Origin of the sequence: Chelatococcus asaccharovorans (genome assembly GCF_003201475.1) — a bacterium.
Lineage (GTDB): Bacteria > Pseudomonadota > Alphaproteobacteria > Rhizobiales > Beijerinckiaceae > Chelatococcus > Chelatococcus asaccharovorans.
Genome location: NZ_QJJK01000006.1, coordinates 203,152 through 227,971, shown reverse-complemented (window position 1 = coordinate 227,971; position 24,820 = coordinate 203,152). Strand labels below are relative to the sequence as shown.

At 65.1% G+C, this 24,820-nt stretch carries 21 protein-coding genes and 2 tRNA genes; 13 read left to right on the top strand and 10 right to left on the bottom strand.

The genetic code is table 11. The features are described from left to right. Positions 1-52 precede the first annotated feature (52 nt). The 4 genes from rplI to rpsF form a co-directional block, all read right to left on the bottom strand. Positions 53-616: a 50S ribosomal protein L9 gene (rplI, locus tag C7450_RS15480; RefSeq protein ID WP_110375352.1), complete on the bottom strand. Its 564-nt coding sequence runs from the start codon at positions 614-616 to the stop codon at positions 53-55. A 51-nt stretch (positions 617-667) separates the two neighbouring features. Beyond that, complete coding sequence (locus C7450_RS15475) at positions 668-1,654, bottom strand: DUF2232 domain-containing protein (protein WP_110375351.1); 987 nt, start codon at positions 1,652-1,654, stop codon at positions 668-670. 308 nt (positions 1,655-1,962) lie between these two features. Then, positions 1,963-2,205: a 30S ribosomal protein S18 gene (gene rpsR, locus C7450_RS15470; RefSeq protein ID WP_110375350.1), complete on the bottom strand. Its 243-nt coding sequence runs from the start codon at positions 2,203-2,205 to the stop codon at positions 1,963-1,965. Between the two features lie 3 nt (positions 2,206-2,208). After that, positions 2,209-2,673 (bottom strand): 30S ribosomal protein S6, encoded by a 465-nt coding sequence (rpsF, locus tag C7450_RS15465; RefSeq protein WP_110375349.1) that lies wholly within the window; start codon positions 2,671-2,673, stop codon positions 2,209-2,211. A gap of 411 nt (positions 2,674-3,084) precedes the next feature. Here rpsF and C7450_RS15460 point away from each other — a divergent pair, with 411 nt between their 5' ends. The 6 genes from C7450_RS15460 to era all read left to right on the top strand — a co-directional run bounded on the left by C7450_RS15460 (position 3,085) and on the right by era (position 8,203). Beyond that, positions 3,085-3,804 carry a DNA helicase gene (locus C7450_RS15460; protein WP_110375348.1) on the top strand — a complete coding sequence of 240 codons (720 nt, stop codon included), beginning with the start codon at positions 3,085-3,087 and terminating at the stop codon, positions 3,802-3,804. A gap of 495 nt (positions 3,805-4,299) precedes the next feature. Further along, positions 4,300-5,067: a pyridoxine 5'-phosphate synthase gene (locus C7450_RS15455; protein ID WP_110375347.1), complete on the top strand. Its 768-nt coding sequence runs from the start codon at positions 4,300-4,302 to the stop codon at positions 5,065-5,067. Next, on the top strand, positions 5,064-5,468 hold the full coding sequence (gene acpS / locus C7450_RS15450) for a holo-ACP synthase (protein WP_110375346.1): 405 nt from the start codon (positions 5,064-5,066) through the stop codon (positions 5,466-5,468). The genes C7450_RS15455 and acpS overlap by 4 nt, the downstream gene beginning before the upstream one ends. 278 nt (positions 5,469-5,746) lie before the next feature. Next, positions 5,747-6,517, top strand: coding sequence for a signal peptidase I (lepB, locus tag C7450_RS15445; protein ID WP_110375345.1), 771 nt, complete (start codon positions 5,747-5,749; stop codon positions 6,515-6,517). Next, positions 6,517-7,233, top strand: coding sequence for a ribonuclease III (gene rnc / locus C7450_RS15440; RefSeq protein WP_110375344.1), 717 nt, complete (start codon positions 6,517-6,519; stop codon positions 7,231-7,233). Before lepB ends, rnc begins: the two co-directional genes overlap by 1 nt. Before the next feature lie 52 nt (positions 7,234-7,285). Further along, positions 7,286-8,203, top strand: a complete 918-nt coding sequence (gene era / locus C7450_RS15435; protein ID WP_245449828.1) for a GTPase Era — start codon at positions 7,286-7,288, stop codon at positions 8,201-8,203. A gap of 276 nt (positions 8,204-8,479) precedes the next feature. Here era and C7450_RS15430 read toward each other — a convergent pair whose 3' ends face one another. Both C7450_RS15430 and sseA read right to left on the bottom strand, forming a co-directional pair. After that, entirely contained in the window at positions 8,480-9,244 is a 765-nt protein-coding gene (locus tag C7450_RS15430) for a GNAT family N-acetyltransferase (RefSeq protein ID WP_110375342.1), read from the bottom strand. Positions 9,245-9,268: 24 nt separating this feature from the next. Further along, entirely contained in the window at positions 9,269-10,126 is an 858-nt protein-coding gene (sseA, locus tag C7450_RS15425) for a 3-mercaptopyruvate sulfurtransferase (RefSeq protein ID WP_110375341.1), read from the bottom strand. 279 nt (positions 10,127-10,405) lie between these two features. On the opposite strand from sseA, the gene ugpB reads away from it, so the two are divergent. The 4 genes from ugpB (at position 10,406) to C7450_RS15405 (ending at position 14,632) form a co-directional block, all read left to right on the top strand. Next, a complete protein-coding gene (gene ugpB, locus C7450_RS15420; RefSeq protein ID WP_110375340.1) occupies positions 10,406-11,716 on the top strand; it encodes a sn-glycerol-3-phosphate ABC transporter substrate-binding protein UgpB in 1,311 nt (436 codons plus the stop codon). Between the two features lie 76 nt (positions 11,717-11,792). Then, positions 11,793-12,677: a sn-glycerol-3-phosphate ABC transporter permease UgpA gene (gene ugpA, locus C7450_RS15415; RefSeq protein WP_110375339.1), complete on the top strand. Its 885-nt coding sequence runs from the start codon at positions 11,793-11,795 to the stop codon at positions 12,675-12,677. Then, a complete protein-coding gene (ugpE, locus tag C7450_RS15410; protein ID WP_110375338.1) occupies positions 12,670-13,542 on the top strand; it encodes a sn-glycerol-3-phosphate ABC transporter permease UgpE in 873 nt (290 codons plus the stop codon). The genes ugpA and ugpE overlap by 8 nt, the downstream gene beginning before the upstream one ends. A 1-nt stretch (position 13,543) precedes the next feature. Continuing rightward, the gene (locus C7450_RS15405; protein WP_110375337.1) at positions 13,544-14,632 is read left to right on the top strand and encodes a sn-glycerol-3-phosphate import ATP-binding protein UgpC; all 1,089 of its coding nucleotides are present in this window, start codon (positions 13,544-13,546) and stop codon (positions 14,630-14,632) included. A gap of 678 nt (positions 14,633-15,310) precedes the next feature. Here the strand turns inward: C7450_RS15405 and C7450_RS15400 are convergent. The 4 genes from C7450_RS15400 to C7450_RS15385 all read right to left on the bottom strand — a co-directional run bounded on the left by C7450_RS15400 (position 15,311) and on the right by C7450_RS15385 (position 21,899). Next, positions 15,311-18,577: an error-prone DNA polymerase gene (locus C7450_RS15400; protein WP_110375336.1), complete on the bottom strand. Its 3,267-nt coding sequence runs from the start codon at positions 18,575-18,577 to the stop codon at positions 15,311-15,313. A 122-nt stretch (positions 18,578-18,699) separates the two neighbouring features. After that, positions 18,700-20,211, bottom strand: a complete 1,512-nt coding sequence (locus C7450_RS15395; protein ID WP_245449783.1) for a Y-family DNA polymerase — start codon at positions 20,209-20,211, stop codon at positions 18,700-18,702. After that, the gene (locus C7450_RS34575; RefSeq protein ID WP_170147260.1) at positions 20,180-21,058 is read right to left on the bottom strand and encodes an ImuA family protein; all 879 of its coding nucleotides are present in this window, start codon (positions 21,056-21,058) and stop codon (positions 20,180-20,182) included. The genes C7450_RS15395 and C7450_RS34575 overlap by 32 nt, the downstream gene beginning before the upstream one ends. Positions 21,059-21,823: 765 nt before the next feature. Further along, positions 21,824-21,899: transfer RNA gene (locus tag C7450_RS15385), tRNA-Asn, on the bottom strand. A 179-nt stretch (positions 21,900-22,078) separates the two neighbouring features. Between C7450_RS15385 and C7450_RS15380 the strand changes: the two genes are divergently transcribed. The 3 genes from C7450_RS15380 (at position 22,079) to C7450_RS15370 (ending at position 24,565) form a co-directional block, all read left to right on the top strand. Continuing rightward, a tRNA-Cys gene (locus C7450_RS15380) sits at positions 22,079-22,152 on the top strand. A 150-nt stretch (positions 22,153-22,302) separates the two neighbouring features. Further along, positions 22,303-22,968 carry a protein-L-isoaspartate O-methyltransferase family protein gene (locus C7450_RS15375; RefSeq protein WP_110375333.1) on the top strand — a complete coding sequence of 222 codons (666 nt, stop codon included), beginning with the start codon at positions 22,303-22,305 and terminating at the stop codon, positions 22,966-22,968. Positions 22,969-23,143: 175 nt separating this feature from the next. After that, positions 23,144-24,565: a TolC family outer membrane protein gene (locus tag C7450_RS15370; protein WP_245449781.1), complete on the top strand. Its 1,422-nt coding sequence runs from the start codon at positions 23,144-23,146 to the stop codon at positions 24,563-24,565. Positions 24,566-24,820: the final 255 nt, after the last annotated feature.

Genomic DNA, 24,820 nt, shown 5'->3' with positions numbered 1-24,820 from the left:
CCCTTTACCTCAGCGCATGCCAAGCGCCTGTTAAGGATGACGAAATCGATTCTTATTCTTCGTCGCCCGCGGCCTCAGCCAGCGCAGCGCCGACTTCGAGCCCGAGGTCGTCGAGGTTGGTCTCTTCACGGGTCGTGACGGTCTCGCCGCGCGCCTGACGCTCGGCTTCCTCCGGGCTGCGGGCGACGTTGACAGTGACGCTGACTTCGACTTCCGGATGGAGCGCAACCGGAACCGTGTGCAGGCCAAGCGACTTGATCGGGTTGTGCAGCACGATCTGCTGGCGGTTGACGCTGAAGCCAGCGGCCGTGAGGGCCTCGGCGATGTCCCGCGGCGACACCGAGCCGTAGAGCACGCCGGACTCGCCGGCCTGGCGCACGACGAGCACGCTCTCCCCGTCGAGCTTCGCGCCGACGGCTTCCGCCTCGGTCTTCAGTTCGAGGTTGCGGGCTTCGAGCTGGGCGCGCTGCGCTTCGAAGCGCGAGGCATTGGCCTTGGTGGCGCGCAGGGCCTTGCCCTGGGGCAGGAGGTAGTTGCGGGCATAGCCGTCGCGGACGCGAACGGTCTGGCCCATCTGGCCGAGCTTGGCGACGCGCTCAAGCAAAATAACTTCCATGTCAGTCTCCTTGTCGAAACTTTGAATGCGTTGGATCAAACGAAACGGGACTTAAGGGGGCGAACCCGCGATACCTGCTCGGCGCGCCCGCAGTCCCAGGAGCGTGTCGATGATTCCGAAGAGGGCGAGGACTGGCAGAATCCACACGAGGAAGATCACCAGGATGGCGTAGGTGAGCCCGAGGATGAACGGGCGCCCGGGCTTGCCGCGCGTGAGGGCATGAAGCGCCGCCAGGCCCTGCAGGGCGTAGGCGCATATCAGGGCGCCGGCCAGGGCTGTGGCGGTCAAGCCGATGAAGCCGCTTCCCAGCACGGAAAGCACGGCGGCCACCACCAGCGCCGGAAGCATCGTCCGCGGCATCGTCGTGTCGGCGATGACCGGCCAGGGGCGCGGCAGACGCTGCGAGATCGCGACCGTCTTCGCCGCGAGCCACAGATTCAAGATCAGCATGAGGACGAAGGAGGCGGCCGCCAGCGGTGGAACCGCCGTGATGATGGCATCGACCAGGTCATCCAGCGCGATCCCCGCGGGCAGGCCGAGGGCATCCGCGGAGGGCGCGGGAGAAGGCGCTCCTGACCCGGCCGGCGCACCTTCCATCGTGAGGAAGGCACGGATAGCCCGGCCCATGGTTGCTTCAAAGTCGGCGTAGCTGCCGCCGATGCCCCAGGCGCCGGCGAGTGTGACGCCGGCAGCGATGGCTGCGGACCAGGCCAGCACGCGCCCGATGGGGTACCATTCAGGGCCGTTTTCGCCAGGACGGGCAAGAAGAGCGAGATAGCCCAGCCACCATGCGGGCAGGGCGATGCCGATGGCGTAGGCGATGCCGCTTGGAGGCGCGAAGATGATGGCGAGGCTCGCGGCGCCCGTGACGACGGCGACGAGGCCGGCCCGGTGATTCCAGCCGAGGGCGGCGACGAGAATGGGCAGGGGGGCGATATAGGACAGCAGCAATGCCAGCACGGATCCGGAGATCACGACTGCAAAGAGCAGGGCCGATACGATGCCGGCACCAAGGCCGACCAGGATGGATATGGCCATCGTCTGCTGTCCCGCTGCGTCCTGCAGGGTTAGGGAAGGATCAACGTCCAACCCAACGGAATGTCCCCGGACAGGTCTGTTCGGGGTGATGATTCACGACGAAGCCGGAGCTTGGGGAGCCTTGCATATCGCAGGCCCGGGTCACCTCCGGCGGGCAGTCCACGGCCATGGCGATCGGGACGCCATGACCGTTAGAGCAAATCCGTCTTGGATGGAATCGTCTGATGCCATCCAAGACGGTGAATTTGCTCGTCAATTTTCGAGCAACGCCAAGTCCGCAACAGACGGACTTGCTCTAGAGGCGGATCTTACTTGATCACGTAAGGCAGAAGGCCGAGGAAGCGGGCGCGCTTGATGGCCTGGGCCAATTCGCGCTGCTTCTTGGCAGACACGGCCGTGATGCGCGACGGCACGATCTTGCCGCGCTCGGAGATGTAGCGCGAAAGGAGGCGCGTGTCCTTGTAGTCGATCTTCGGCGCATTGACGCCCGAGAACGGGCAGGTCTTGCGGCGGCGGAAGAACGGACGGCGGGGGGAGGATGTGGTGCTCATGGATCAGGCCTCGTCAGAAGCGTCGTCGTCAGTGGCGCGGTCGCGGCGTGGGCCACGATCACCGCGGTCTCCACGGTCACCACGATCGAAGCGGCCACCGCCTTCACGGTCGAAGCGGCCACCGCCCTCGCGGCGGTCGTCGCGATCACGCTTCTGCAGCATGACCGACTGGCCTTCCTCCAGCGCCTCGACGCGCAGCGTCATGAAGCGCAGGACGTCCTCGCTGAGGCCCATCTGGCGCTCCATCTCGGCGACGGCGGCCGGGGGCGCATCGATGTTCAGCAGCGTGAAATGCGCCTTGCGGTTCTTCTTGATCCGGAAGGCGAGGGACTTGATGCCCCACGGCTCGACCTTGGGAACCGAACCGCCGCCGGCTTCGATGATACCCTTGTACTGCTCGACAAGGGCCTCGACCTGCTGCGACGTCACATCCTGGCGCGCCAGGAAAACGTGCTCGTAAAGTGGCATGACTGGCCTTTCTCTTCATCCCTCGCGTTGCCGCCGGCGCCAAGCCCTTCGAGCCTGCCAAGGCCCGAGCGGAATGTTCGAAGGCGGGAACACGGGACGCTGGGGCAAGCCCCTTGCATGACCTCATCCAAGGCCACACCGTCCGTTCAGCCCCCGGCCAGGCGAACGCGAAGGCAGCTCGTTAGCGCATCAGGGCGGGAAACGCAAGGCATGACGCCGCTGGATCGATCCGCGGCCCACATTTCCCGATCACAAGGATTGGGCTATGATTTGATTCTGGCATGGCCCGTGCCTCCCACCCTCCCTCCGGGAAAGCATCATTCGTGTCGGGCTGTCGACCATCGAACCGACTGTTCGCGTGCGGCGCATAAGGAGGGATTGCGACCACTGTCCGCAACAGAAGGTTTTGTGATGAAATTATCTGCTCCTATCCCTCAGTTGAAGCGCAAGGCGAAGCTCCTGTCGCGGCGCGAGAGAATTCCGCTGCACACGGCCCTCGACCGGATCGCGGCCGGTGAAGGGTTCAAGGCCTGGAGCCTGCTTGCGGCGAAGGTGCCCAAGACAATTCCCTTGCCCGTCGGTGAACTCTACGCCCGGCTCTCTCCGGGCGACCTCATTCTGGTCGGCGCGCGCCCGGGGCAGGGCAAGACCCTGATGAGTCTCAAGCTTGCGATCGAAGCCATAAAGTTCGGCAATCATGGTGTCTTTTTCACGCTTGAATATACGGAAAGAGATGTCCTCGATCGATTTCGGGTGCTCGGTGTGGACTGGACGCTGTTCCGTGACCGCTTCGTGCTCGATGCCTCGGATGCCATCAGTGCCGACTATATCGTGGATGCGTTGAGGACGGCGTCGCGCGGCACGCTCGTCGTTATCGACTACCTCCAGCTGCTCGATCAGAAGCGGGAGACGCCTGCGTTGGTGGCGCAGGTTCGCAAGCTCAAGTCCTTTGCTGAGGAGCAGGGGCTGATCCTGCTCTTCATCTCCCAGATTGACCGGTCGTACGATCCTGCGATGAAGCCTTGTCCGGACATCAGCGATGTTCGGCTGCCCAACCCGCTGGATCTGTCCCTCTTTAACAAGACTTGCTTCCTGCAGAGCGGTGACGTCTGCTTCCAGGTCGCGACCTGATACATCCGACCGCCTCCGGTTTCGATCACCGGGGGCGGCTCGGGCAAATCCGACTTGGATGGAAACGTCTGATGCCACCTAAGCCGGTGAATTTGCCCGTTAACCTTTGAGCGGAGCAAGTCCGCAAAGACGGACTTGCTCTAACGCTCGGGGGCGCGTGCTTGGCCCCCAAAGCTCGCGATACGTCTCCGTCTCGATCGGGCTGGTGCCCTCCTCTTGCGGTGAAATGGCCTTCCGGCTTTGGCGTTCCCGCGCGACTGGGGTACATGTCTGAGGTGACGAGGCTAGGGGTCTGATTCCGACATTTGCACCCCCCAGTCACAGACGCCGAGCCAATGTCGGAATCAGACCCCTAGCAAATTCATGAATCGCGTGGATTTTCGAATTTGACGTTTGAAGCAGTCTGTATGTCGGCCGAGTTTCAAACGTCAAATTCAATCCACTAGGGCGCGATGGATTCGCGCGCAGACCTTCACGCGTGAGACCTATCCATCCATGTCCATACAATCTTCGGCCCGATCCAGCCTGCGGCTTGGTGTCAATATCGACCACGTCGCGACCCTGCGCAATGCGCGTGGCGGCTCCTATCCCAGTCCCGTTGCCGCCGCAAAGGTTGCTGCTGCCGCCGGGGCGGATGGCATCACGGCCCATCTGCGCGAGGACCGCCGCCATATCCGCGACGAGGACATCGTCGAACTGCGCGCTGCCGTGGCGCTTCCGCTCAATTTCGAGATGGCGGCGACCTCAGAGATGGTCGCGATTGCGCTCAAGGTGAAGCCGCATGCCGTCTGCCTCGTCCCGGAGAAGCGCGAGGAGCGGACGACCGAGGGCGGGCTCGACATCATCGCGGGCCGGGCGCATCTCGCCCCGGTGATCGCCGCGCTCAAGGCCGCCGGCATTCGCGTCTCGCTGTTCGTCGAGCCCGAGCGGGCGGTGATGGAGGCGGCCGCCGCACTCGGTGCGCCCGTCGTCGAACTGCATACCGGTACCTATTGCCATGCCGTCATCGACGAAGCTCCGGGGCGCATCGCGGCCGAAATCAAGCGGCTCGCCGCGGCGGCGACCTACGGTGCCTCGCTCGGCCTCGAAATTCACGCGGGCCACGGCCTCACGGTGGCATCGGTCGCACCCGTCGCGGCCCTGCCGGAAATCGCCGAGCTGAACATCGGCCATTCGCTGATTTCCGATGCCATCTTCGTCGGCCTCGACCAGGCCATTCGCACCATGCGCGCGGCCATGGACGCGGCGCGTCCCCCGTCATGATCATCGGCATCGGCTCCGATCTCTGCGATGTCAATCGCATCAGTCGTTCGCTCGCGCGCTTCGGGGACCGCTTCACGCACCGCATCTTCACGGCGGGCGAACGGGCCAAGGCCGATGCGCGCAGGGCGCGCGCACCGACCTACGCGCGGCGCTTCGCCGCCAAGGAGGCCTGTGCCAAGGCTCTTGGCACCGGAATGTCACGCGGCGTGTTCTGGCGGGACATGGAGGTGGTCAACCTGCCGAGCGGCCAGCCGACCATGCGTCTCACCGGTGGTGCAGCCCAGCGGCTGGCGGCGATCCTGCCGGCGGGGCATGCCGCTTACATCCACGTGTCATTGTCTGACGACCCGCCCATGGCCCAGGCTTTCGTCATCATCGAAGCGCGTCCGGTCGATGGATAGGGTTGATTGCGCCCACCGCGCATGGCTGGAATCACAGCGATGCCTTTCCCATATGGCCGGAGCCCAGGTGTTGCGTGGGCAGTCGCATGAGGCAACCGCGGCCGGGGATCGTGCAGGCCGTGAATCCGGGGCAAGCGCTCGGGGACACGTTGGCGTGAACGGCGCTTCATCGGCATATTTTGGCCTCACGACGGGACATCGATGCGTCGCGTTGCGGGATTGGGAACAGTAAGGTAGACCACACGGCGTGCCGGCTCCGATCGGCGGAAAGGCCAGACATGGATCAGGGCACAGTGAAGCAAGCGGAGAACAAGCGGGCCGATGGCGGAATCTGGGATACCGTCAAGGTTATCATACAGGCCCTGCTGATTGCGCTCGTGGTCCGCACTTTCCTCTTTCAGCCGTTCAATATTCCCTCGGGATCACTCATCCCGACGCTTCTGATCGGCGATTACCTGTTCGTTTCGAAATACGCTTACGGCTATTCGCGCTATTCCTTCCCCTTCGGCCTCGCCCCCTTCTCCGGCCGCGTCTTTGCGTCGGATCCGCAGCGCGGTGACGTCGCCGTGTTCAAATTGCCGAAGGACAATTCGACGGACTACATCAAGCGCGTCATCGGATTGCCCGGCGATACCGTGCAGATGATCTCGGGGCGGCTCTATATCAACGGCAAGATCGTGCCGCGTGAGCCGCTGCCGGATTATAAATCCCAGGACTTGTGGGGACGCGAGGTCTCGGTGCCGCGCTACATGGAGACCCTGCCCAACGGCGTCAGCCATGTGGTCATCGAGCGCGAGGGCGATACCGGCTACTGGGACAACACCTATGTCTACAAGGTGCCGCCCGGGCATTTCTTCATGATGGGCGACAACCGCGACAATTCCACCGACTCGCGTGACGAGAATGTCGTGGGCTTCGTGCCGTTCGAGAATTTCGTCGGCCGGGCAGAGGTCATCTTCTTCTCGGTGGAAGAAGGCGCCTCCGGCTGGAAATTCTGGGAATGGCCCTGGACCGTCCGGTGGAACCGGCTGTTCACGCCCGTCAAGTGATGAAGAGAGGCACGTCCAACCAGGCTGGCATGCAGGCCGCCATCGAGGATCGCATCGGCTATCGCTTCCGCGACCGCGATCTTCTGATGCAGGCGCTGACGCATATCAGCGCGGTGCCGTCGGACAAGGCGCAGACTTATCAGCGTCTCGAGTTCCTCGGCGACAGGGTGCTCGGCCTTGCGGTGTCGGACATGCTGTTCCGCGCCTTTCCCGATGCGGAGGAGGGCGAGTTGTCCCGGCGCTTGGCCGAACTCGTGCGTCGCGAAAGCTGCGCTGAAGTCGCCGCGGCCTGGGGCGTCGGCGATCACGTCCGGCTCGGTGACGGTGAGATCGCCGCCGGCGCGCGGGAGAACGCCGCGATCCTCGCCGATATCTGCGAGGCGATCGTCGGCGCGGCCTTCGTCGACGGCGGCACGGCGGCGGCGCAGGGCATCGTCGAACGGGCTTTTCGGGAGCGCCTGCACGCGCCGCGCCGGCCGCTGCGGGACGCCAAGACGGCCCTGCAGGAATGGGCGCAGGGACGGGGGCTGCCGACACCGGCTTATACGGTCGCCCATCGCTCCGGCCCCGACCATGCGCCGCATTTCCGCATTGCAGTGGCGGTGCGCGGCATGACGCCGGCCGAGGGGGCCGGCACCTCAAAACGTGTGGCCGAACAGGCCGCGGCACGGGAGTTTCTCGTGCGTGAACAGATCTGGACCGCGGATGGCAACTGAGAACAAGAGCGGCGCACCGGACGCCGGCCCGGACGATACGGGCCAGGAGGCGATGCAGGGGGCGACACAGGAGGCGACGCGGTGCGGCTTCGTCGCCCTCATCGGCTCGCCCAATTCGGGCAAGTCGACGCTGATCAACCAGCTTGTCGGCGCCAAGGTGTCGATCGTGTCGCGCAAGGTGCAGACGACGCGCGCGCTGGTGCGTGGCATCACCATCGACGGCGCCGCTCAGCTCATCTTCGTCGACACGCCCGGCATCTTCAAGCCGAAGCGCCGCCTCGACCGCGCGATGGTGACCTCGGCCTGGGGCGGGGCGGGCGACGCGGATGTGCTCGCCCTCCTCATCGACGCGCGCAAGGGGCTCGACGAGGAGAGCGCGGCGATCCTCGAGAAGCTGCCGGAGCTCAGGCAGCCCAAGGTGCTGATTCTCAACAAGATCGACCTGATCGCCCGGCAATCGCTGTTGGCGCTCGCCGCCGATCTCAACGCCCGGGTCAAGTTCGACGAGACCTTCATGATCTCGGCGCTGACGGGCGATGGCGTCGCGCATCTCAGGGAAAGCCTTGGCAAGCGGATGCCGCCCGGCCCCTGGCTCTATCCCGAGGACCAGATCTCGGATGCGCCGCTCCGGATGCTCGCCGCCGAGATCACGCGCGAGAAGCTGTTCGAGCGCCTGCATGACGAACTGCCCTATGCGGTGACCGTCGAGACCGACCAGTGGAAGGTGCAGAAGGACGGATCGGCGCGCATCGAGCAGACGATCTTCGTGGAGCGCGAGAGCCAGCGCAAGATCGTGCTCGGCAAGGGCGGCCAGACCATCAAGGCAATCGGCTCGGCGGCGCGCCACGACATCACGGAGGCGGCGGAAACCAAGGTCCACCTCTTCCTGTTCGTGAAGGTGCGCGAGAACTGGGGCGACGACCCGGAGCGCTATCGCGAGATGGGGCTGGAATTCCCGCGCGGCGGCTGAGGCCTGGGAGCCTTGGCCAGAGCATTCTCGGTCGTCATGGCCGGGCTCGTCATTGAACTCGGGCTTGCCCGACTTCAACTTGTCCAACACGGAACTCGGCTGCAGCCGAGTTCCGTTGCCATCCCGATGAATCGAGACGCCTCTCCTATCGGGATCACCGGAACTCGGCAACAACCGAGTTCCAGGCTAGTAGCCGAGATCGGATAAATCCGATCTTGGGACAAGCCCGGTGATGACGGTGGTATCGCTTTGGCAATACTCGAATGTCGATTGCCCTTAGGTCGAACCTGGCACCCGGTAGTGGTAGCGATAGGCTTCGCGAAAGCCGAGGCGATCGTAAAGGCGTTGCGCGCCAACATTTTCGGCGCGGACCTGCAGATAGGCGCGATCGGCGCCGCGATTCTTCCCCCAGGCCATCAGCGCCGCGACGAGCCTCTGCCCGAAGCCGCGCCCGCGGTGTGCGGGCGCGACGACGATGTCGAACAACCCCACCGCCGCGCGTTCATAGACCGCCAGCCCGAAACCGATCGGCTCTCCGTGATCATGGAGGGTCGCGAAGGCCGCCGGCATGGCGATCGAGCCGATGATGCTGTCATGGGTCTGGCGCTGCGCGGAAGCCACGCCATTGGCCGCGGCGAAGCCGGCAAGCCATGCGTCGGACGGCCGTTCGTCGATGGCGACGCCGTCGCCGCAGCCGTGTCGGGCGATCCACGTGCCGCCCACCAGGTCCGTCTGCAGGACGAGCGAGGGATCGAAATACCGATAACCCGCGTCATCGAGCTGCCTGTCGACCTCCGGCGGCGCCAGCGGCGACAGGCGGAAAATCGCAGGCAGGCCGTGCCGGCCGTAGAGCGCTTCCGCTTCCTCCAACACGCCCGCGAAGGGTGCGCCCGCGACGAGCGCGTTGGAGGAGTTGGCTCGTTTGGTATAGCCGTCGGTGAGACGAAGCAGCCAGCCGCCTGAGATAACGGATTGGCGTGCGGGCCAGGCGTTGAACGCGCGCTGCTCGAGCGCCTCGATATCGTGCAAGGTCAGCTTCAAGCGCCGCTCCGTCGTTCCTTGGGGCTAGTCGGCCTCGCCGGTGGCGATCGGCAGGTCCGCGCGGCTGCCCCATTCCGACCAGGAGCCGTCATAGAGCGCCGCGACCGGCTTGCCGGCGGTTTCCAGCGCCAGCGCCAGCACGGCCGCCGTGACGCCCGAGCCGCAGCTCGTGATCACCGGCTTGTCGAGATCGACGCCGGCTTCGGCGAAGGTGGCGGTAATGGCCTCCGGCGTTTTCAGCCGGCCGTTTTCGAGGAGATCGCCGAATGGCACGTTGCGCGCCCCCGGCATATGGCCGGCACGCACACCCGGGCGCGGCTCCGGCGCATCGCCGCGAAAACGGGCGGCGGCGCGGGCATCCACCACCTGCGCGGTCTTGTTCGCGAGGCTGTCGAGAACGCGTGACGCGTCGGCGACCTGATCTGCAGCGAGGGTGGCCTGGAAGGTGGCGGCCACCCGCTTGGCGACGCCGGTTTCGAGCGGCCTATTCTCCGCTTTCCATTGCGGGAGGCCGCCATCGAGGACCGCGACCTTGTCCGCGCCAAAGATCTTCAGTGTCCAGCGGACGCGCGCGGCGGAGAACAGGCCGGCGCCGTCATAAACGACGATGCGCGCCGTATCGGAGACGCCGAGGGCGCCCATTGCTGCGGCGAAATTCTCCGGTGTCGGCAGCATATGCGGCAGGGTCGAGGTGGTGTCGCTGATGGCATCGACGTCGAAGCGCACCGCGCCGGGGATGTGGCCGGCCTGATATTCAGCATCCGCGTCGCGGCCCTCCGTCGGCAAATACCAGGAGCCGTCTATGACCACGAGATCGGGGGCGGCGAGGTTGTCGGCGAGCCATAGGGTGCTGACAAGAGCCGGAAAATCACTCACGAACATCTCCTGTTATAAGGGGCGCTGCGCCGCTCGCCCATGCCTCGCTGATTGCCGGAGCATCCGTAGCACGGACCCCGTGAGGTGCGCTACGCGGCGTTCCGGCCGCGCGCCGACGGCCGTTTGGCCAGCCTGTTCTCGTGCAAAAGTCTAACGGCCCAACGCCGTGCCAGGGGGCGGGTTCGGATTGTCGCAAAACTGAAATCGAAATAACGTCATGTCCAGAACCACGGAACAGTGGCGCGGCCGGCGGGATATCTGCGCGGCCGATCAAGGGAGATTAACATGACATTGCGCGGTTTCATTCCGGGCTTCGTGACAGCGCTCGCGCTGTCCGTATCGGCCCCGGCGCTCGCGGCGACCGAGATTTCATGGTGGCACGCCATGACCGGCGCCAACAATGACGTCGTCGAGACGCTTGCCAAGGAATTCAACGCAAGCCAGAGCGAGTACAAGGTGGTGCCCGTGTTCAAGGGCACCTATCCCGAGACGCTGAACGCCGGCATTGCCGCCTTCCGCGCCAAGCAGCCGCCCCACATCATGCAGGTTTTCGATGCCGGTACAGGCGTCATGATGGGCGCGCAGGGCGCCATCAAGCCGGTGGCCGACGTGCTGACCGAGGCTGGCGCGACGTTCGACAAGAGCCAGTACCTGCCCGGCATCGTCGCCTATTATTCCAAACCCGACGGCACCATGCTGTCGTTCCCCTATAACTCCTCCTCGTCGATCCTCTACTACAACAAGGACGCCTTCCAGAAGGCGGGTCTCGACGTCAACGCCCCGCCGAAGACCTGGAAAGAGGTGTTCGAGGCGGCCCGCAAGATCAAGCAGAGCGGCGCGGCCCCCTGCGGCCTCACCTCCACCTGGCTCACCTGGATCCAGCTCGAGACCTTTTCGGCGTGGAACAATGTGCCCTACGGCACCAAGGAGAACGGGCTTGCCGGCCTCGACGTCGAGCTGAAGATCAACGCCCCGATCTTCGTCAACCATTTCCAGGCGATTGCCGATCTCGCCAAGGACGGCGTGTTCCGCTATGGCGGCCGCACCTCGGAGGCCAAGAACCTCTTCCTGTCCGGTGAATGCGCGATCATGACGGAATCATCCGGCGGTCTCGGCGACGTGCTGAAGTCGGGCCTGAATTTCGGCACCGGCCAGCTGCCCTATGATTCCACGGCGCAGGGCGCGCCGCAGAACACCATCCCGGGGGGCGCGAGCCTCTGGGTCTTCGCCGGTCACAAGCCTGACGAGTACAAGGGCGTCGCGGCCTTCTTCAAGTTCCTGTCGCAGACGGATATCCAGTCCCGGCTCCACCAGGTCTCGGGCTATCTGCCGGTGACGCTGGCGGCCTATGACGCGACCAAGAAGTCGGGCTTCTATGAGAAGAACCCCGGCCGCGAGACGCCGATCCTGCAGATGATGGGCAAGGCGCCGACGGAAAATTCCAAGGGCGTGCGCCTCGTCAACCTGCCGCAGGTCCGCGACATCGAGAACGAGGAATTCGAGAAGATGCTCGCCGGCCAGCAGACCGCGCAGCAGGCGCTCGACAATGCCGTGAAGCGCGGCAACGCCGCCATCAAGCAGGCGATCGGCCAGTAAATCCGGCCTGTTCAGTCCCGCCCGCGACCCTGTCGCGGGCGGATCCTCGTCTGGATCTGCCGACCATGGAGCCCGCGTGACATCACGGGTCATCTTTCCCCACAAGGTGCTGCCGTATCTGCTGCTTGTGCCGCAGATCGCCATCACGCTCGTCTTCTTCTACTGGCCGGCCTCCCAGGCGCTGCGCCAGTCGACGCTGCGCGAAGACCCGTTCGGTCTCGTCACCACCTTCGTCGGCTTGGGCAATTTCCGGCAGGTCCTCAGCGATCCCGACTATATCGGCTCGGTCCAGACGACGATCATCTTCTCCGCCGCGACAGCCTTGATCCCCATGGCGATCGCGCTCGTGCTGGCTGTCATGGCCGACAAGGTGATCAAGGGCAGGGGCTTCTACCGCACGCTCATGATCTGGCCCTATGCGGTCGCGCCGGCCATCGCCGGCATGCTGTGGCTGTTCCTGTTCAACCCGACCATCGGCACCTTCGCCTATATGCTGCGCCGGGCCGGCTATGACTGGGATCCGCTGCTCAACGGCAACCAGGCCATGCTGATGATCATCATGGCGGCCGCCTGGAAGCAGATCAGCTACAATTTCCTGTTCTTTGTCGCGGGGTTACAGGCCATTCCGAAGAGTCTCCTCGAGGCGGCGGCCGTGGATGGTGCCCGCGAGGTGAAGCGCTTCTGGACCATCGTCTTTCCGCTGCTCGCACCGACGAGCTTCTTCCTGCTCGTGGTCAACACCGTCTATGCCTTCTTCGACACCTTCGGGATCATCCACGCCGTCACCAGCGGCGGGCCGGGCAAGGCGACGGAGACGCTCGTCTACAAGGTCTACAACGATGGCTTCGTCAATCTCATGCTCGGCAGCTCGGCTGCCCAGTCGGTCATCCTGATGGGGATCGTCATCGCCCTGACCGCCATCCAGTTCCGCTATGTCGAGCGCAAGGTGCATTATGCCTGAGCGCACAGAGGCGGGGACGACCAGCAGATCCCGCAGATCCCCCTGGGTCAGCCACGCGGTCCTGATCGCCGGCATCCTGATCGTCGTCTTCCCGATCTATTATACCTTCGTGGCCTCCACGCTGTCCCTGCAGCAGATCCTGCGGCCGCCGCTGCAGCTCCTGCCCGGCAGCCACTTCCTCGACAACTACTACGAAGCCCTGTTCGGCGGGCTCGGCCGCGTCGGCGGCATCAATGTGTGGACGCTGCTCCTCAATACCTCGATCGTCGCGCTTTCCGTGGCAGTCGGAAAGATCGTGATCTCGATCCTCTCGGCCTATGCGATCGTCTTTTTCCGCTTTCCCTTCCGGATGACGTTCTTCTGGGTGATCTTCATCACCCTGATGCTGCCGGTCGAAGTGCGCATCCTGCCGACCTACAAGGTCATGGTGGATCTCGGCCTCATCGATACCTACACGGGCCTCACCCTGCCGCTGATGGCCTCGGCCACGGCGACGCTGTTGTTCCGCCAGTTCTTCATGACCATCCCGGGCGAGCTTCTCGAGGCCGCCCGCGTCGATGGCGCCGGCCCGTGGCGCTTCTTCTTCGACTTCGTGCTGCCCCTGTCGAAGACGAATATCGCGGCGCTCTTCGTCATCCTCTTCATCTACGGATGGACGCAGTATCTGTGGCCGCTTCTGGTCACCAACAGCAACGACATGAACACGATCATCATCGCGCTCCGCAAGATGATCTCCTATGCCGACGCCGACACCCAGTGGCATCTCGTGATGGTGACGACGATCTTCGCGATCCTGCCACCGGTGGCCGTCGTCGTGCTGATGCAGCGCTGGTTCGTCAAGGGCCTTGTCGAGACGGAAAAGTAAGATGGCGACAGTTGCTCTGAAGACAGTGCGCAAGGTCTATGCCGGCGGCATGGAAGCGGTGAAGGGGATCGACCTCACCGTGCCGGATGGCGCCTTATGTGTGCTCGTCGGCCCGTCCGGCTGCGGCAAGTCCACCCTGCTGCGCATGATTGCCGGGCTCGAGGAGATATCCAGCGGCACCATCGAGATCGACGGCCGCGTCGTGAATGCGCTGGAGCCGGCGGAGCGGGACATCGCCATGGTGTTCCAGAACTACGCGCTCTATCCGCATATGAGCGTCTACGACAACATGGCCTATGGCCTGCGCAACCGCGGCACGCCGAAACCCGAGATCGAGCGCAAGGTGCGCGAAGCGGCGCGGATGCTGGAGCTCGGCTCGCTGCTCGATCGCCGGCCGCGCCAGCTCTCGGGCGGGCAGCGCCAGCGCGTCGCCATGGGCCGTGCCATCGTCCGCGATCCCAAGGTCTTTCTCTTCGATGAGCCCTTGTCCAACCTCGATGCCAAGCTGCGCGGCCAGATGCGCGTCGAGATCCGCAAGTTGCAGCGCGATCTCGGCGTCACCAGCATCTATGTCACCCACGACCAGCTCGAGGCGATGACGCTCGCCGATGTCCTCGTCGTCATGAACAGCGGCCGGATCGAGCAGGTGGGGGCGCCGCTCGATGTCTATGAGGAGCCGGCGACGACCTTCGTGGCGAGCTTCATCGGTGCGCCGCCCATGAATCTCCTGACACCCGATCACCTTTCGGCCGTCGGAGCGGTGCTCGAGGGCCTTCTGCCGGCCGACGCCGTGACGGTCGGCATCCGCCCCGAGGATCTCGGCACCGTCGAAGCCAAATCGGCTGAGGCCGGGTCTGCAGGCCTCATCACCTTCGACGTGACGATCGATGTGCTGGAGCCTGTCGGGGCGGAGAGCTATCTCTACGCCCGCGTGCAGGACGCGTCCGTCGTCGTGCGCCTGCCCGGCCGTGCGGCCGTGCCGGAGACCGGCAAGCTCAAGGTCGCGGCCCCCGTCGATAAGCTGCATTTCTTCGACACGCACGGCAAGAGGGTGGATCCCGTTCCCGTCGCTGCGCGACGCCTAGGATGACAAGAAGCGCTTGGGATGACAAGGCGGGAACCATCGCCGCGATCCCTCCCCGTCGGGGAGGGTGGCCTCGCGTGAGCGAGGTCGGGTGGGGCACGAGGCTGCAGAACCTGCTCCACTGGCCAGCACATCTTGCCGTCTCCCGGTCGGGTCAGCATCAGGTGGACCCCACCCGGCGCCTGCGGCGCCACCCTCCCCTGAGGGGAGGGATCGGCGCGGCGCGACTGACGTGATGAGACACGACCACCTCCACCGCCCACCTCTCTCCGTCGGGGAGGGTGGCCTCGCGTGAGCGAGGTCGGGTGGGGCACGAGGCTGCAGAACCTGCTCCACTGGCCAGCACATCTTGCCGTCTCCCGGTCGGGTCAGCATCAGGTGGACCCCACCCGGCGCCTGCGGCGCCACCCTCCCCTGAGGGGAGGGATCGGCGCGGCGCGACTGACGTGATGAGACACGACCACCTCCACCGCTTACCTCTCCCGGACGGGAGAGGTCGGCTCGCAGAGCCGGATGAGGGGATGCGGGGTGCAGGGTCAAGCGCCGGTCATCCCGGGGCAAGCCGCAGGCTTGAGCCCGGGACCCATGAACATTGTCGGTGATCCATGAAGATGCGCGGTGTTCATGGATCCCGGACAGCCGCTGGGCGGCTTCCGGGATGACCGGTGAGATGTCGCGCCCGCATCAATGGAAGTCGCGTGAGCGCGGCAGGATCCGGACATTGCGCGGATGGCCGCCCGTGCGCGCCGCGCGTCTCGCAGCGCCGTCGTCCTGAAGGCCCTCTCCCTCACGGAGATGGCCGAGGTCGCGGCTGCGGTCGGTGAGGCGGCGGGCGATGACATGGACGACATCGTCCTCGCTGCGCTGGATCTGTCCGGCGATCTCGATGATGCGCGCCCCCATGACCTCGCCGCGAAAGCGCGCGAAGAGATTGGCCCAGACCACGATATTGGCGATGCCGGTTTCGTCCTCGATGGTCATGAACACCACATTGCCCTTGCCGGGGCGCTGGCGCACCAGCACGATGCCGGCCGTCCGCGCCCAGAGGCCGTTGCGGCTCTGCCGCACCTCCTCGCAGGAGAGGAGGCCCTCGCGCCGATAGAGCGGGCGCAGGAAATGGACCGGGTGGGCCTTCAGGGACAGCCGGGCGGTCTGATAGTCGGTGATGACATGTTCGGCCAGCGGCATGGCCGGCAGATGCACGTCCGGCTCCGCCGCAAGCTCGGCGGCATCCGCGGCGGCGAACAACGGCAGCGGCTGGCTGTCGGGCAGGCGACGCACGGCCCAGGCCGCCTCGCGCCGGTCGAGGCCTATCGAGCGGCAGGAATCGGCATCGGCCAGGATTTCAAGGGCGCGGCGGGGCAGGGCCGTGCGCCGGGCGAGCGCCTCGAGATCGGGAAAGCCCATGCCGCGGTGGCGGGCGAGCGCCTCGGCCCAGGCCTTCTGGAAGCCGTCGAGCTGGCGCAGGCCGAGGCGCAAGGCGTGTTTTCCCCCCGCGCAGGGTTCCAGCGTATTGTCCCAATGGCTCGCATTGATATCGGCGGCGCGGACCTCAATGCCGTGCTCTGCGGCGTCCCGCACGATCTGCGCCGGGGCATAGAAGCCCATGGGCTGGGAATTGAGCAGCGCGCAGGCGAAGACGTCCGGGTGATAGCATTTGATCCAGGCCGAGATATAGACGAGATGGGCAAAGGCGGCGGCATGGCTTTCCGGGAAGCCGTAGCTGCCAAAGCCCTCGATCTGCGCAAAGCACCGCTCGGCGAAGTCGCGCGCATAGCCGCGCCGCACCATGCCCTCGACCATCTTGGCCTTGAAACTGTTGATGGTCCCGACATGGCGAAAGGTGGCCATGGCGCGGCGCAGACCATTGGCCTCGTCGTCCGTGAAGGCGGCCGCGACGATGGCAAGCCGCATCGCCTGTTCCTGGAACAGCGGCACGCCGAGGGTGTCGCCGAGCACCTGCTGCAGTTCGTCCTGCGGATAGTCCGGCCCTGGCGAGGGAAAGACGACGGCTTCCTTCTCGGCACGCCGGCGCAGATAGGGATGGACCATGTTGCCCTGGATGGGGCCGGGCCGGACGATCGCCACCTGGATGACGAGATCATAGAATTTCCGCGGCTTCAGGCGCGGCAGCATGCTCATCTGGGCGCGGCTCTCCACCTGGAAGAGGCCGATGGAATCGCCCCGGCACAGCATGTCGTAGACCTCTTGGTCGTCAGCCTCGATCGAGGACAGCGATTGCTCGATGCCCTTCTCATCCTTCAACAGCGCCAGCGCCTTGCGGATACAGGTGAGCATGCCGAGCGCCAGCACGTCGACCTTCATCAGGCCGAGCACGTCGATGTCGTCGCGGTCCCATTCGATGAAGGTGCGCTCCGGCATGGCCGCATTGCCGATGGGGACGGTCTCGTCGAGCCGGCCGCGGGTGAGAATGAAGCCGCCCACATGCTGGGAGAGGTGGCGGGGGGCGCCCATGAGCCGGTTGGCGAAATCGACGGCCCGCGCGATCTCCGGATTGAGAGGCTGGTGCCCGGCCTGGCGCACATGACCTTCCGGCAGCTCATCCCCATGGCTGCCCCAGACGGTCGAGGCGAGCGCCGATGTCACGTCCTCGCTCAGGCCGAAGACCTTGCCGACCTCGCGGATGGCGCTGCGCGGGCGATAGCAGATGACGGTCGCGGCAATGCCGGCGCGTTCGCGGCCATAGCGCGCGTAGATGTGCTGGATGACCTCCTCGCGCCGCTCATGCTCGAAATCGACGTCGATATCCGGGGGCTCGTCGCGTTCCTTGGACAGGAAGCGCGCGAAGAGCACGTTGATCTGTTCGGGGTCGACATTGGTGATGCCGAGGATGAAGCAGACCACCGAATTGGCGGCCGAGCCGCGCCCCTGGCAGAGGATGCCCCTGTCGTCGGCGAAGCGCACGATGTCGTGGATGGTCAGGAAGTAGCGGGCGTAGTCCTGCTCGGCGATGAAGGCGAGTTCCTGCCTGAGCAACGCGTCGACCTTCGCGGGCGTGCCCTTGGGATAGCGCAGCGCCACCCGCCGCCACACCAGATCCTCCAGATGGTGCTGGGCCGTCTTGCCCGGGGGAACCGGCTCCTCGGGATAATCGTATTTGAGCTGCGACAGGCAGAAATCGGAGCGGGCGAACAGATGCTGGGTCTCGGCGATGGCTTCCGGGACATCCCGGAACAGGCGTGCCATTTCCTCCGGCGCCTTCAGATGGCGCTCGGCATTGGCCTCCAGGATGCGCCCGGCGCTGGCGATCTTCAGGCCCTCGCGAATGCAGGTGACCACGTCCTGCAGGGGGCGTTCCTCCGGCGTTGCATAGAGGGCGTCGCTGGTGGCGATCAGCGGCACGTCATGGGCCTCGGCCAATGCTTTCAGGGCCATGAGACGGCGCCGGTCCGCCCCGCCACGAGGCATGGTGGCCCCGAGCCATAGCGCCCCGGGGGCGGCCTCCGCCAGGACGGGAAGGAGATCGGCGCAGAGACGGATGTCGCGTGGCGGCATCAGGATGAGGAGGAGATTGCTGGTGTCGGCGATGAGATCATCGCGGGTGAGGAGGCATTCGCCCTTGAGGCCGCGCCGGTTGCCGAGCGTGAGCAGGCGGCAGAGCCTACCCCAACCATCACGATCGGCGGGATAGGCGACGATGTCCGGCGTGCCGTCCGTGAAGGCAAGCCGGGCGCCGACCAGAAGCTTGAAGGGCAGGGCGGCGCCAGCATTCTCTTTGGTATAGGCGCGCGCGGCGTCACGCACCGGCACATAGGCGCGCACCACGCCGGCCACCGTGTTGCGGTCGGCGATGCCGATGCCGTTCTGGCCGAGTTCGGCGGCGCGCCGGACCATCTCGGCCGGATGCGATGTGCCGCGCAGGAAGGAAAAATGCGTGGCGGCGACCGGATCGCCATAAAGAAGAGGGGGCGGGATGATGTCGTCCGACATGGCGGTGTCTCGATGCGACCTTAGAGCATTTTCGAGCGAAGTGGACACCGGTTCGCGTGAAGAAAATGCGCTAAAACAAAAACATGGAGCATTTCCGCGATTCGGAGAAACGCGAAAATGCTCTAGGCAAACAGGCCGTGCAGGAACCAGCGGGGATGCTTGATCTCCACCGCATAGAGGCCCTCGCGGAACAGCCAGAAGCGGTGGCCGTTGCGGTCTTCGACACGGAAATAGTCGCGGGTCAGCGCGCCCTCGGCCCCGCGCCACCATTCCGGTGCGATGCGTTCCGGCCCCTCGGCGGCCGCAATCTCGTGCAGCACCCGCCGCCACAGGAAGCGCAGCGGCGGCCCGTCCGGCACCTCGGCCAGAGTCTCGATGGGCTGCGGCGGATCGAACAGGCAGAACGGCTGGGCCGGAGGATCGCCGGCCTGCCCCTGGAGCCAGGTTCCCCCGGCCCTATCCGGCCTGCCCTCTGGCGCGATCGCCGGAACGAGGCGCGCCATGCGCTCCGGGACATGGCTGTCCTCGCGCGTGAAGCGCAGAACCCGCGCCTGGCCATAGCGCACGCTCAGCCGGTCGATGAGATCGGCCAGGCTTTCCGCGTCGTGCTGGCGGCCGTCGAGGCCGCTCTGGACCGTGGTCATCGTCTCGGCCGCGAGAACGTCAAGGCGTATCATGTCGAAGCCGAAACCCGGATCGATCGGGTCGGCGAGGGCGGCGATCCGCTCGGACAAGAGCCTGATCACGATAGCTGCGTCACGCAGGGGACGCCCGGTCTCGATCCGGATGCGGCGGATGGCGCCGTCCGCCCGATAGAGCGAGGCCTCGAATCGCCGCCCGCCGGCGCCGCGCTGCGCCAGCATGGCGTCCAGCTCCTGGGCCAGGCCGCGCAAGGTCGCCAGCACCGTATCCATGAGGGCGATCGGCTCGGCGAAGCGCCGTGTCGCGAGCAATTCCGGCACGGGCCGGCGCGGTGAAATGGGATGCACGGCCTCGCCGAGGGTGCGGGCGAGCCGGTCGACGAGATCCGCGCCAAATCGTGCGGCGAGCGGCGCCCGCGGCCGGCTGGCGAGATCACCGATGGTGGTGAGACCGGCGCGGGTGAGGGCGCGGAGCTTCTGCCCCTCGAGGTCGAGCGCGGCGACGGGCAGGGGCCGGACGGCTTCCCTTTCCGTGCCTGAGGGGACAAGCCCGCCCCGGCCGTGGCGGGCGACGGCGCGCGCCGCATCGGGCGTGTCGGCGACGGCGCTCAGGACGGTGAAGCCCTGACCTGCGAGGCGCGCCATGAGATCGTCGCGCAGCTCCGCTTCGCCCCCGAACAGATGGGCGCATCCGGTGATATCGAACTGGAGGCCATCCTCGCCATCGACGCCGACGAGCGGCGTATAGCGATCGCACCAGTCGGCGATGTGATCGCGCAGGGCGAGATCCGCCGCCTGATCTTCATCGGCCAGGGCAAGATGCGGCACGCGCGCGCGGGCATCGGCCAGGGTGAGGCCGGGGCGCAGCCCAAGCCTGCGGGCATGGGCATCGGCCTGGACGATGCGCAGGGCGCTCTTGATCCTGGCGACGACCACGAGAGGGGCTGAAGGCGAGCCAGGCTCAGCCGGCTTTCCGCCATCCCGTCCGTTCATGGCGATCGCCATGGATGGGGACGACATTCCAGCCGGGCGGCCTGTTCTCGCGGCCAGGCGATGCAAGCGGTCTGTCGCCAGAAGAGGCAGCCACAGGGCGAGATAGCGCCGCTTTTCGGAAGGCACGGTCATCGCGATTCCACTCCACGCGGACAGTCTGTGGTGGATAGCCCTCCCTGTGCAGCAGCAGGCCGATCTCGAAAGCCGGCGCGCCGGGAGCCCCGGCTGCGAGATGAGCGGAGGGCACCGCGCGGACGCTCCAGCGGGTCAGGGCAGCGCTGGGCTGCGGCGCGGCTCCCATGCCGGTACGGATGAGGAAGGCGGTGACGCCGGCTTTGGTCGCGGCACGGCCGAGGCGCTGACTGGCCGTGAGGTCGAGCGCCCTGGGGGTTCCCCAGAGTTCCACGACGACCGCGCCGAGCGCCGGGCAGCGCAGCGCTTCATGTCCGGCCCGCAAGGATTGCAGGGCATCGCCCATGCGCAGCAGCACGACGGATTCCGGTGGCAGGCCGAATTCCATGAGCCCTGGCGCATGCAACTCGCCATGCTCCCGGGCGATCATGTCCTGACGGATCCAGATGACCGGACGATCGAAAGCCGCGCAGGCCGTGAGGGCAAGGCTGAAACCACGGGCTGCCGCCGCATCGCCTGGCTGATCAGCGAAGACTTCATGCAAGGCAGCCCGCCGTAGCCCGCCGCCGATGGCCCTGTCGAGGGCAGGCAGGCCCAGCGGGAAACGCTCTTCCTCCAGGGCCTGCGCGGAAATGGCCTCGGTGGCCCTGTCGGCTGTGACGATGGCGGCAATATCCCGCCGTAGCCCGGCGAGAGAATCCCCCGCGGTGCCCATAGGAATGATCCCTGTTGTATGATGTTCCTGCTTTGTTCTAAACTACCGCCCGATCCTGAAGGAGTCAACACGCCGAATCGGATGCCTACCGGATGTCTGTCCGCCGGGTGATTCCGCTATAGGGCGGGCCACTGCCTTTTCCCGGTGCATGCGCCGGCTCCCGCACGGGAGAAAGCTGAGGCATCAGCCGGCCCGCGCAATGAATCGTTAACCATGTCAAGCCATTGTAGTCTCATGCGCCGTTTGATCTTATGGTTAGTAAGATGTTGAAATGGCCGCATGCGGCGCGGGGACTTTCACCCCAGCGTGGTTCCCCAGCGTGGTTCCCCTGTGTGGTTCCCCCGTGTGGTTCCCCTGTGTGGTTCCGGATGTCCCGCATTCACCCATTGCTGACGCGGGCGCACCATGGGTGTCAGGACAAGGCATTCTCGGCTGCCCCCTATGGCTTCGCATCATCGCATCGCGGGGTTTCCCAGCGCGTTTAAAGCCCGCAAAAGCGGACCGCGTACCAGGCCGATCTTCGGACATCCCTGGGACGTGCCTTGGATTTTGAGGCCTATCGGCATCGGGCCACCGATAGGCAAGCCGCAAAGCGAGGGTCCGACGCAAGGCGTTAGCCCGAAGCGCATGATGCTAAACGAGGGGAGAACAACGCATTGCGGCGAGAACCGCTCGCCATTCGCCAATCCAGCTTGCCGACAGGCCTGTAAGCTTGCCGTCATATGATCGAGCTAAGGATTGTCTGTGAATGCGCTATGGATTGTTTGGCTCCCCGAGCAGGACTCGAACCTGCGACAAAGCGGTTAACAGCCGCTTGCTCTACCAACTGAGCTATCGGGGATCGCTAACGCAGGGCAGTGGGTACAGTATGTCCGTGAGGACTGCAACCCCCTTTCGCGGGTCACTTGATGTTTTTGTGCAAGCCGTTCTGAGTTTTTGTGAATGGGAGCGGGGTGGACCAATTTAGCGCACTTTGTGGTGTTGCCGCGGACGGTAGAGCTTTGCTATGAACCCTCGCGAGGCCTCGTGGCGGAGTGGTTACGCAGAGGACTGCAAATCCTTGCACCCCGGTTCGATTCCGGGCGAGGCCTCCACATATTAGACCACGTGCTCGGTGGACGTGTCAGGCGGAATAGGTCCGCCTGAGGGCGGAAATCGACGAGTTTTCAAATATTTAGAGATTCTGCCGAGTGCCTGCGGAAGGCGCTTTGCGCATCTCCCGCTTGCCTACGGTGGAGTAGCCGATGAATGACTTCGCGCGGTTACGCCGGACCATGGTGGATAATCAGGTCCGAACCTATGATGTCACGAGTCGCAGCCTGCTCGCCGCTCTCGAGGATGCGCCTCGCGAATTATTTCTGCCCGAGGGGCAGGAAGACCTCGCCTACAGCGACCAAAATCTGGTGTTCGGGGATGCTGCCGGCGGCCGCTATTGCATGCTCGCGCCAATGATCCTGGCACGCCTTATCCAGGCCCTCGATATCAGGCCCGGAGCCCGCGTTCTCGATGTGGGCTCAGGCTTTGGTTATAGTGCCCTGGTCATGTCCCTGCTTGGCGCCAATGTCGTTGCACTTGCCGGTGGACAAGAGCTGGCGGAAGAGGCGCGCAAGCGGCTAGAGGCTTGTCATGCCACGGGAATCGACGTCGTAGTCGGTGACGTCGCGTCAGGTCATGCAGCGCGCGCGCCCTATGATGCCATTCTCATCAACGGAGCGTTCGAAGTATTGCCCGACGCCTTGAAAGAGCAGCTGGCCGATGGCGGCCAGCTCGCCGGAATCGACGGTGCCAGCGGCGCTGGTAAAGCTGTTGTCTACGGGCGGAGCGGCGGGTCGTTTGGTTGCCGAGCGCTGTTCGAGGCGTCTGCGCCTATCCTTCCGCGTTTCGTGAAAGCTGCTGCGTTTGATTTTTGACATTTGTCAAGTGTCATATTTTTGCGGCACAGCTTGATAGAATAGTAATGCTGCGCTTGCGCCTGTTTTCGCTGAAGATGCATCGGACTATCTTCGGCCTAGAGCTGGGGCAAGGTGAGTGGTGTTCAGCATTAGGGAAACCGGTTCGGTGTTTCTCCGCTTTGGGAAGGTGATCGTGGCAGGAACAATCCGAGCTACAGGCAGTCATGCGCTTCGTCTTGGCCTTCTCCTGGGGGCCGCATGGGCGTTTCCACTGTCGGGTGCCCATGCGGAGACGCTCTATGGTGCGCTTGGCAAGGCCTATACCGCCAATCCGACACTGAATCTGCAGCGTGCATCGTTGCGGGCGACCGATGAAGGTGTGCCGCAGGCCTTGTCAGGCTATCGCCCGACGGTCACGGGATCGGCGAACGCCGGTGTGCGGAGCTCCAATTACCAGTTTCCTTACCAGCCAAGCACAGGGCAGGGCGGGGGTGAGGAGGCCTGGAGCACGCTCTATCCCCGCGGCCTGACGCTCCAGATCAACCAGAACATTTTCACCGGCGGCCGGACCATGAATTCGGTCCGGCAGGCCGAGGCTTCGGTGCAGTCCGGTCGTGAACAGCTGCGCTTCCAGGAGCAGTCCATCCTGTATGACGGCGCGCAGGCCTATATGAATGTGCTTGCCGACACCGCCGTGTTGAGCTTGCAGCGCAACAACGTCGAGGTGCTCGAGGAGCAGCTCCGGCAGACGCGTGACCGCTTCAACGTCGGCGAGGTGACCCGCACGGACGTGGCACAGTCCGAGGCGGCGCTGGCGACGGGGCATGCCCAGGAAGCCGCTGCGTCCGCGCAGTTGAAGACCAGCATCGCGACCTATCGTCAGATCATTGGCGATGATCCGCGCCAGCTCGCTCCCGGTCAGCCGGTTGAGAAATTCCTGCCGGGCAATGTCGATTCTGCGGTGAAGGTGGCGCTTGGCGCGCATCCGGCGATCCTCGCCGGGCTGCATAATGTCGATGCCCAGGAATTCCAGGTGAAGGTGCTGGAATCGCAGCTCCTTCCGCAGCTCGGCGTGACGGGTTCCGTATCGCGAACCTATGACAGCAACTACCGCCGCGACCTGTCGACGTCAGCATCCATCGTCGCCCAGCTCAATGTGCCGATCTATGAAGGCGGGCTGGTCTACTCGCAGGTTCGTCAGGCCAAGGAGCAGGTGGGCCAGGCCCGCATGCAGGTCGACGTCACCCGCGAGCAGGTTCGCCAGCAGGTGATCGCGTCCTGGGCAGCGCTCGATGCCGCGAAGCAGCAGATCGCGGCGTCCCAGTCGGCCGTCCAGGCCAATGAGATCGCCCTCGCCGGTGTCCGTGAAGAGGCGAAGGTCGGCCAGCGCACCACGCTTGACGTGCTCAATGCCCAGCAGACCCTGCTTTCCTCACGTGTGCAGCTCGTTCGCGCCCAGCGCGACCGTATCGTGGCATCCTATAACGTACTTGGTTCCATCGGCCGGCTTTCGGTCACGACGCTTGGCGTCAGGGTGACGAAGTACAACGCGAAGAAGCACTATGAGCAGGTGCGCGACAAGTGGGGCGGGCTCCAGACACCTGATGGCCGCTGATCGCGTCGGGCGAGTGCCCGTGCGGCGTTAGACGCCATGCTCGTGTGTCGGTCGGCACGTCTGTCGTGCCGCGGCCGCGCCTTTCCGATCCGCGGCTTGGCCGTGCCGCATGTCGAGGGCCAGCCTGAGCCTTCGGGCCCCATTCCAGCGATGATCGGAGTTTTCATGCGAGGTGCCCCGCCACGAGAGGGTGGGGAATTGGCGTGAAGCGGCTCGCTTCCTTGCCAGCGACCTGATGATAACTCGATCCGTTGC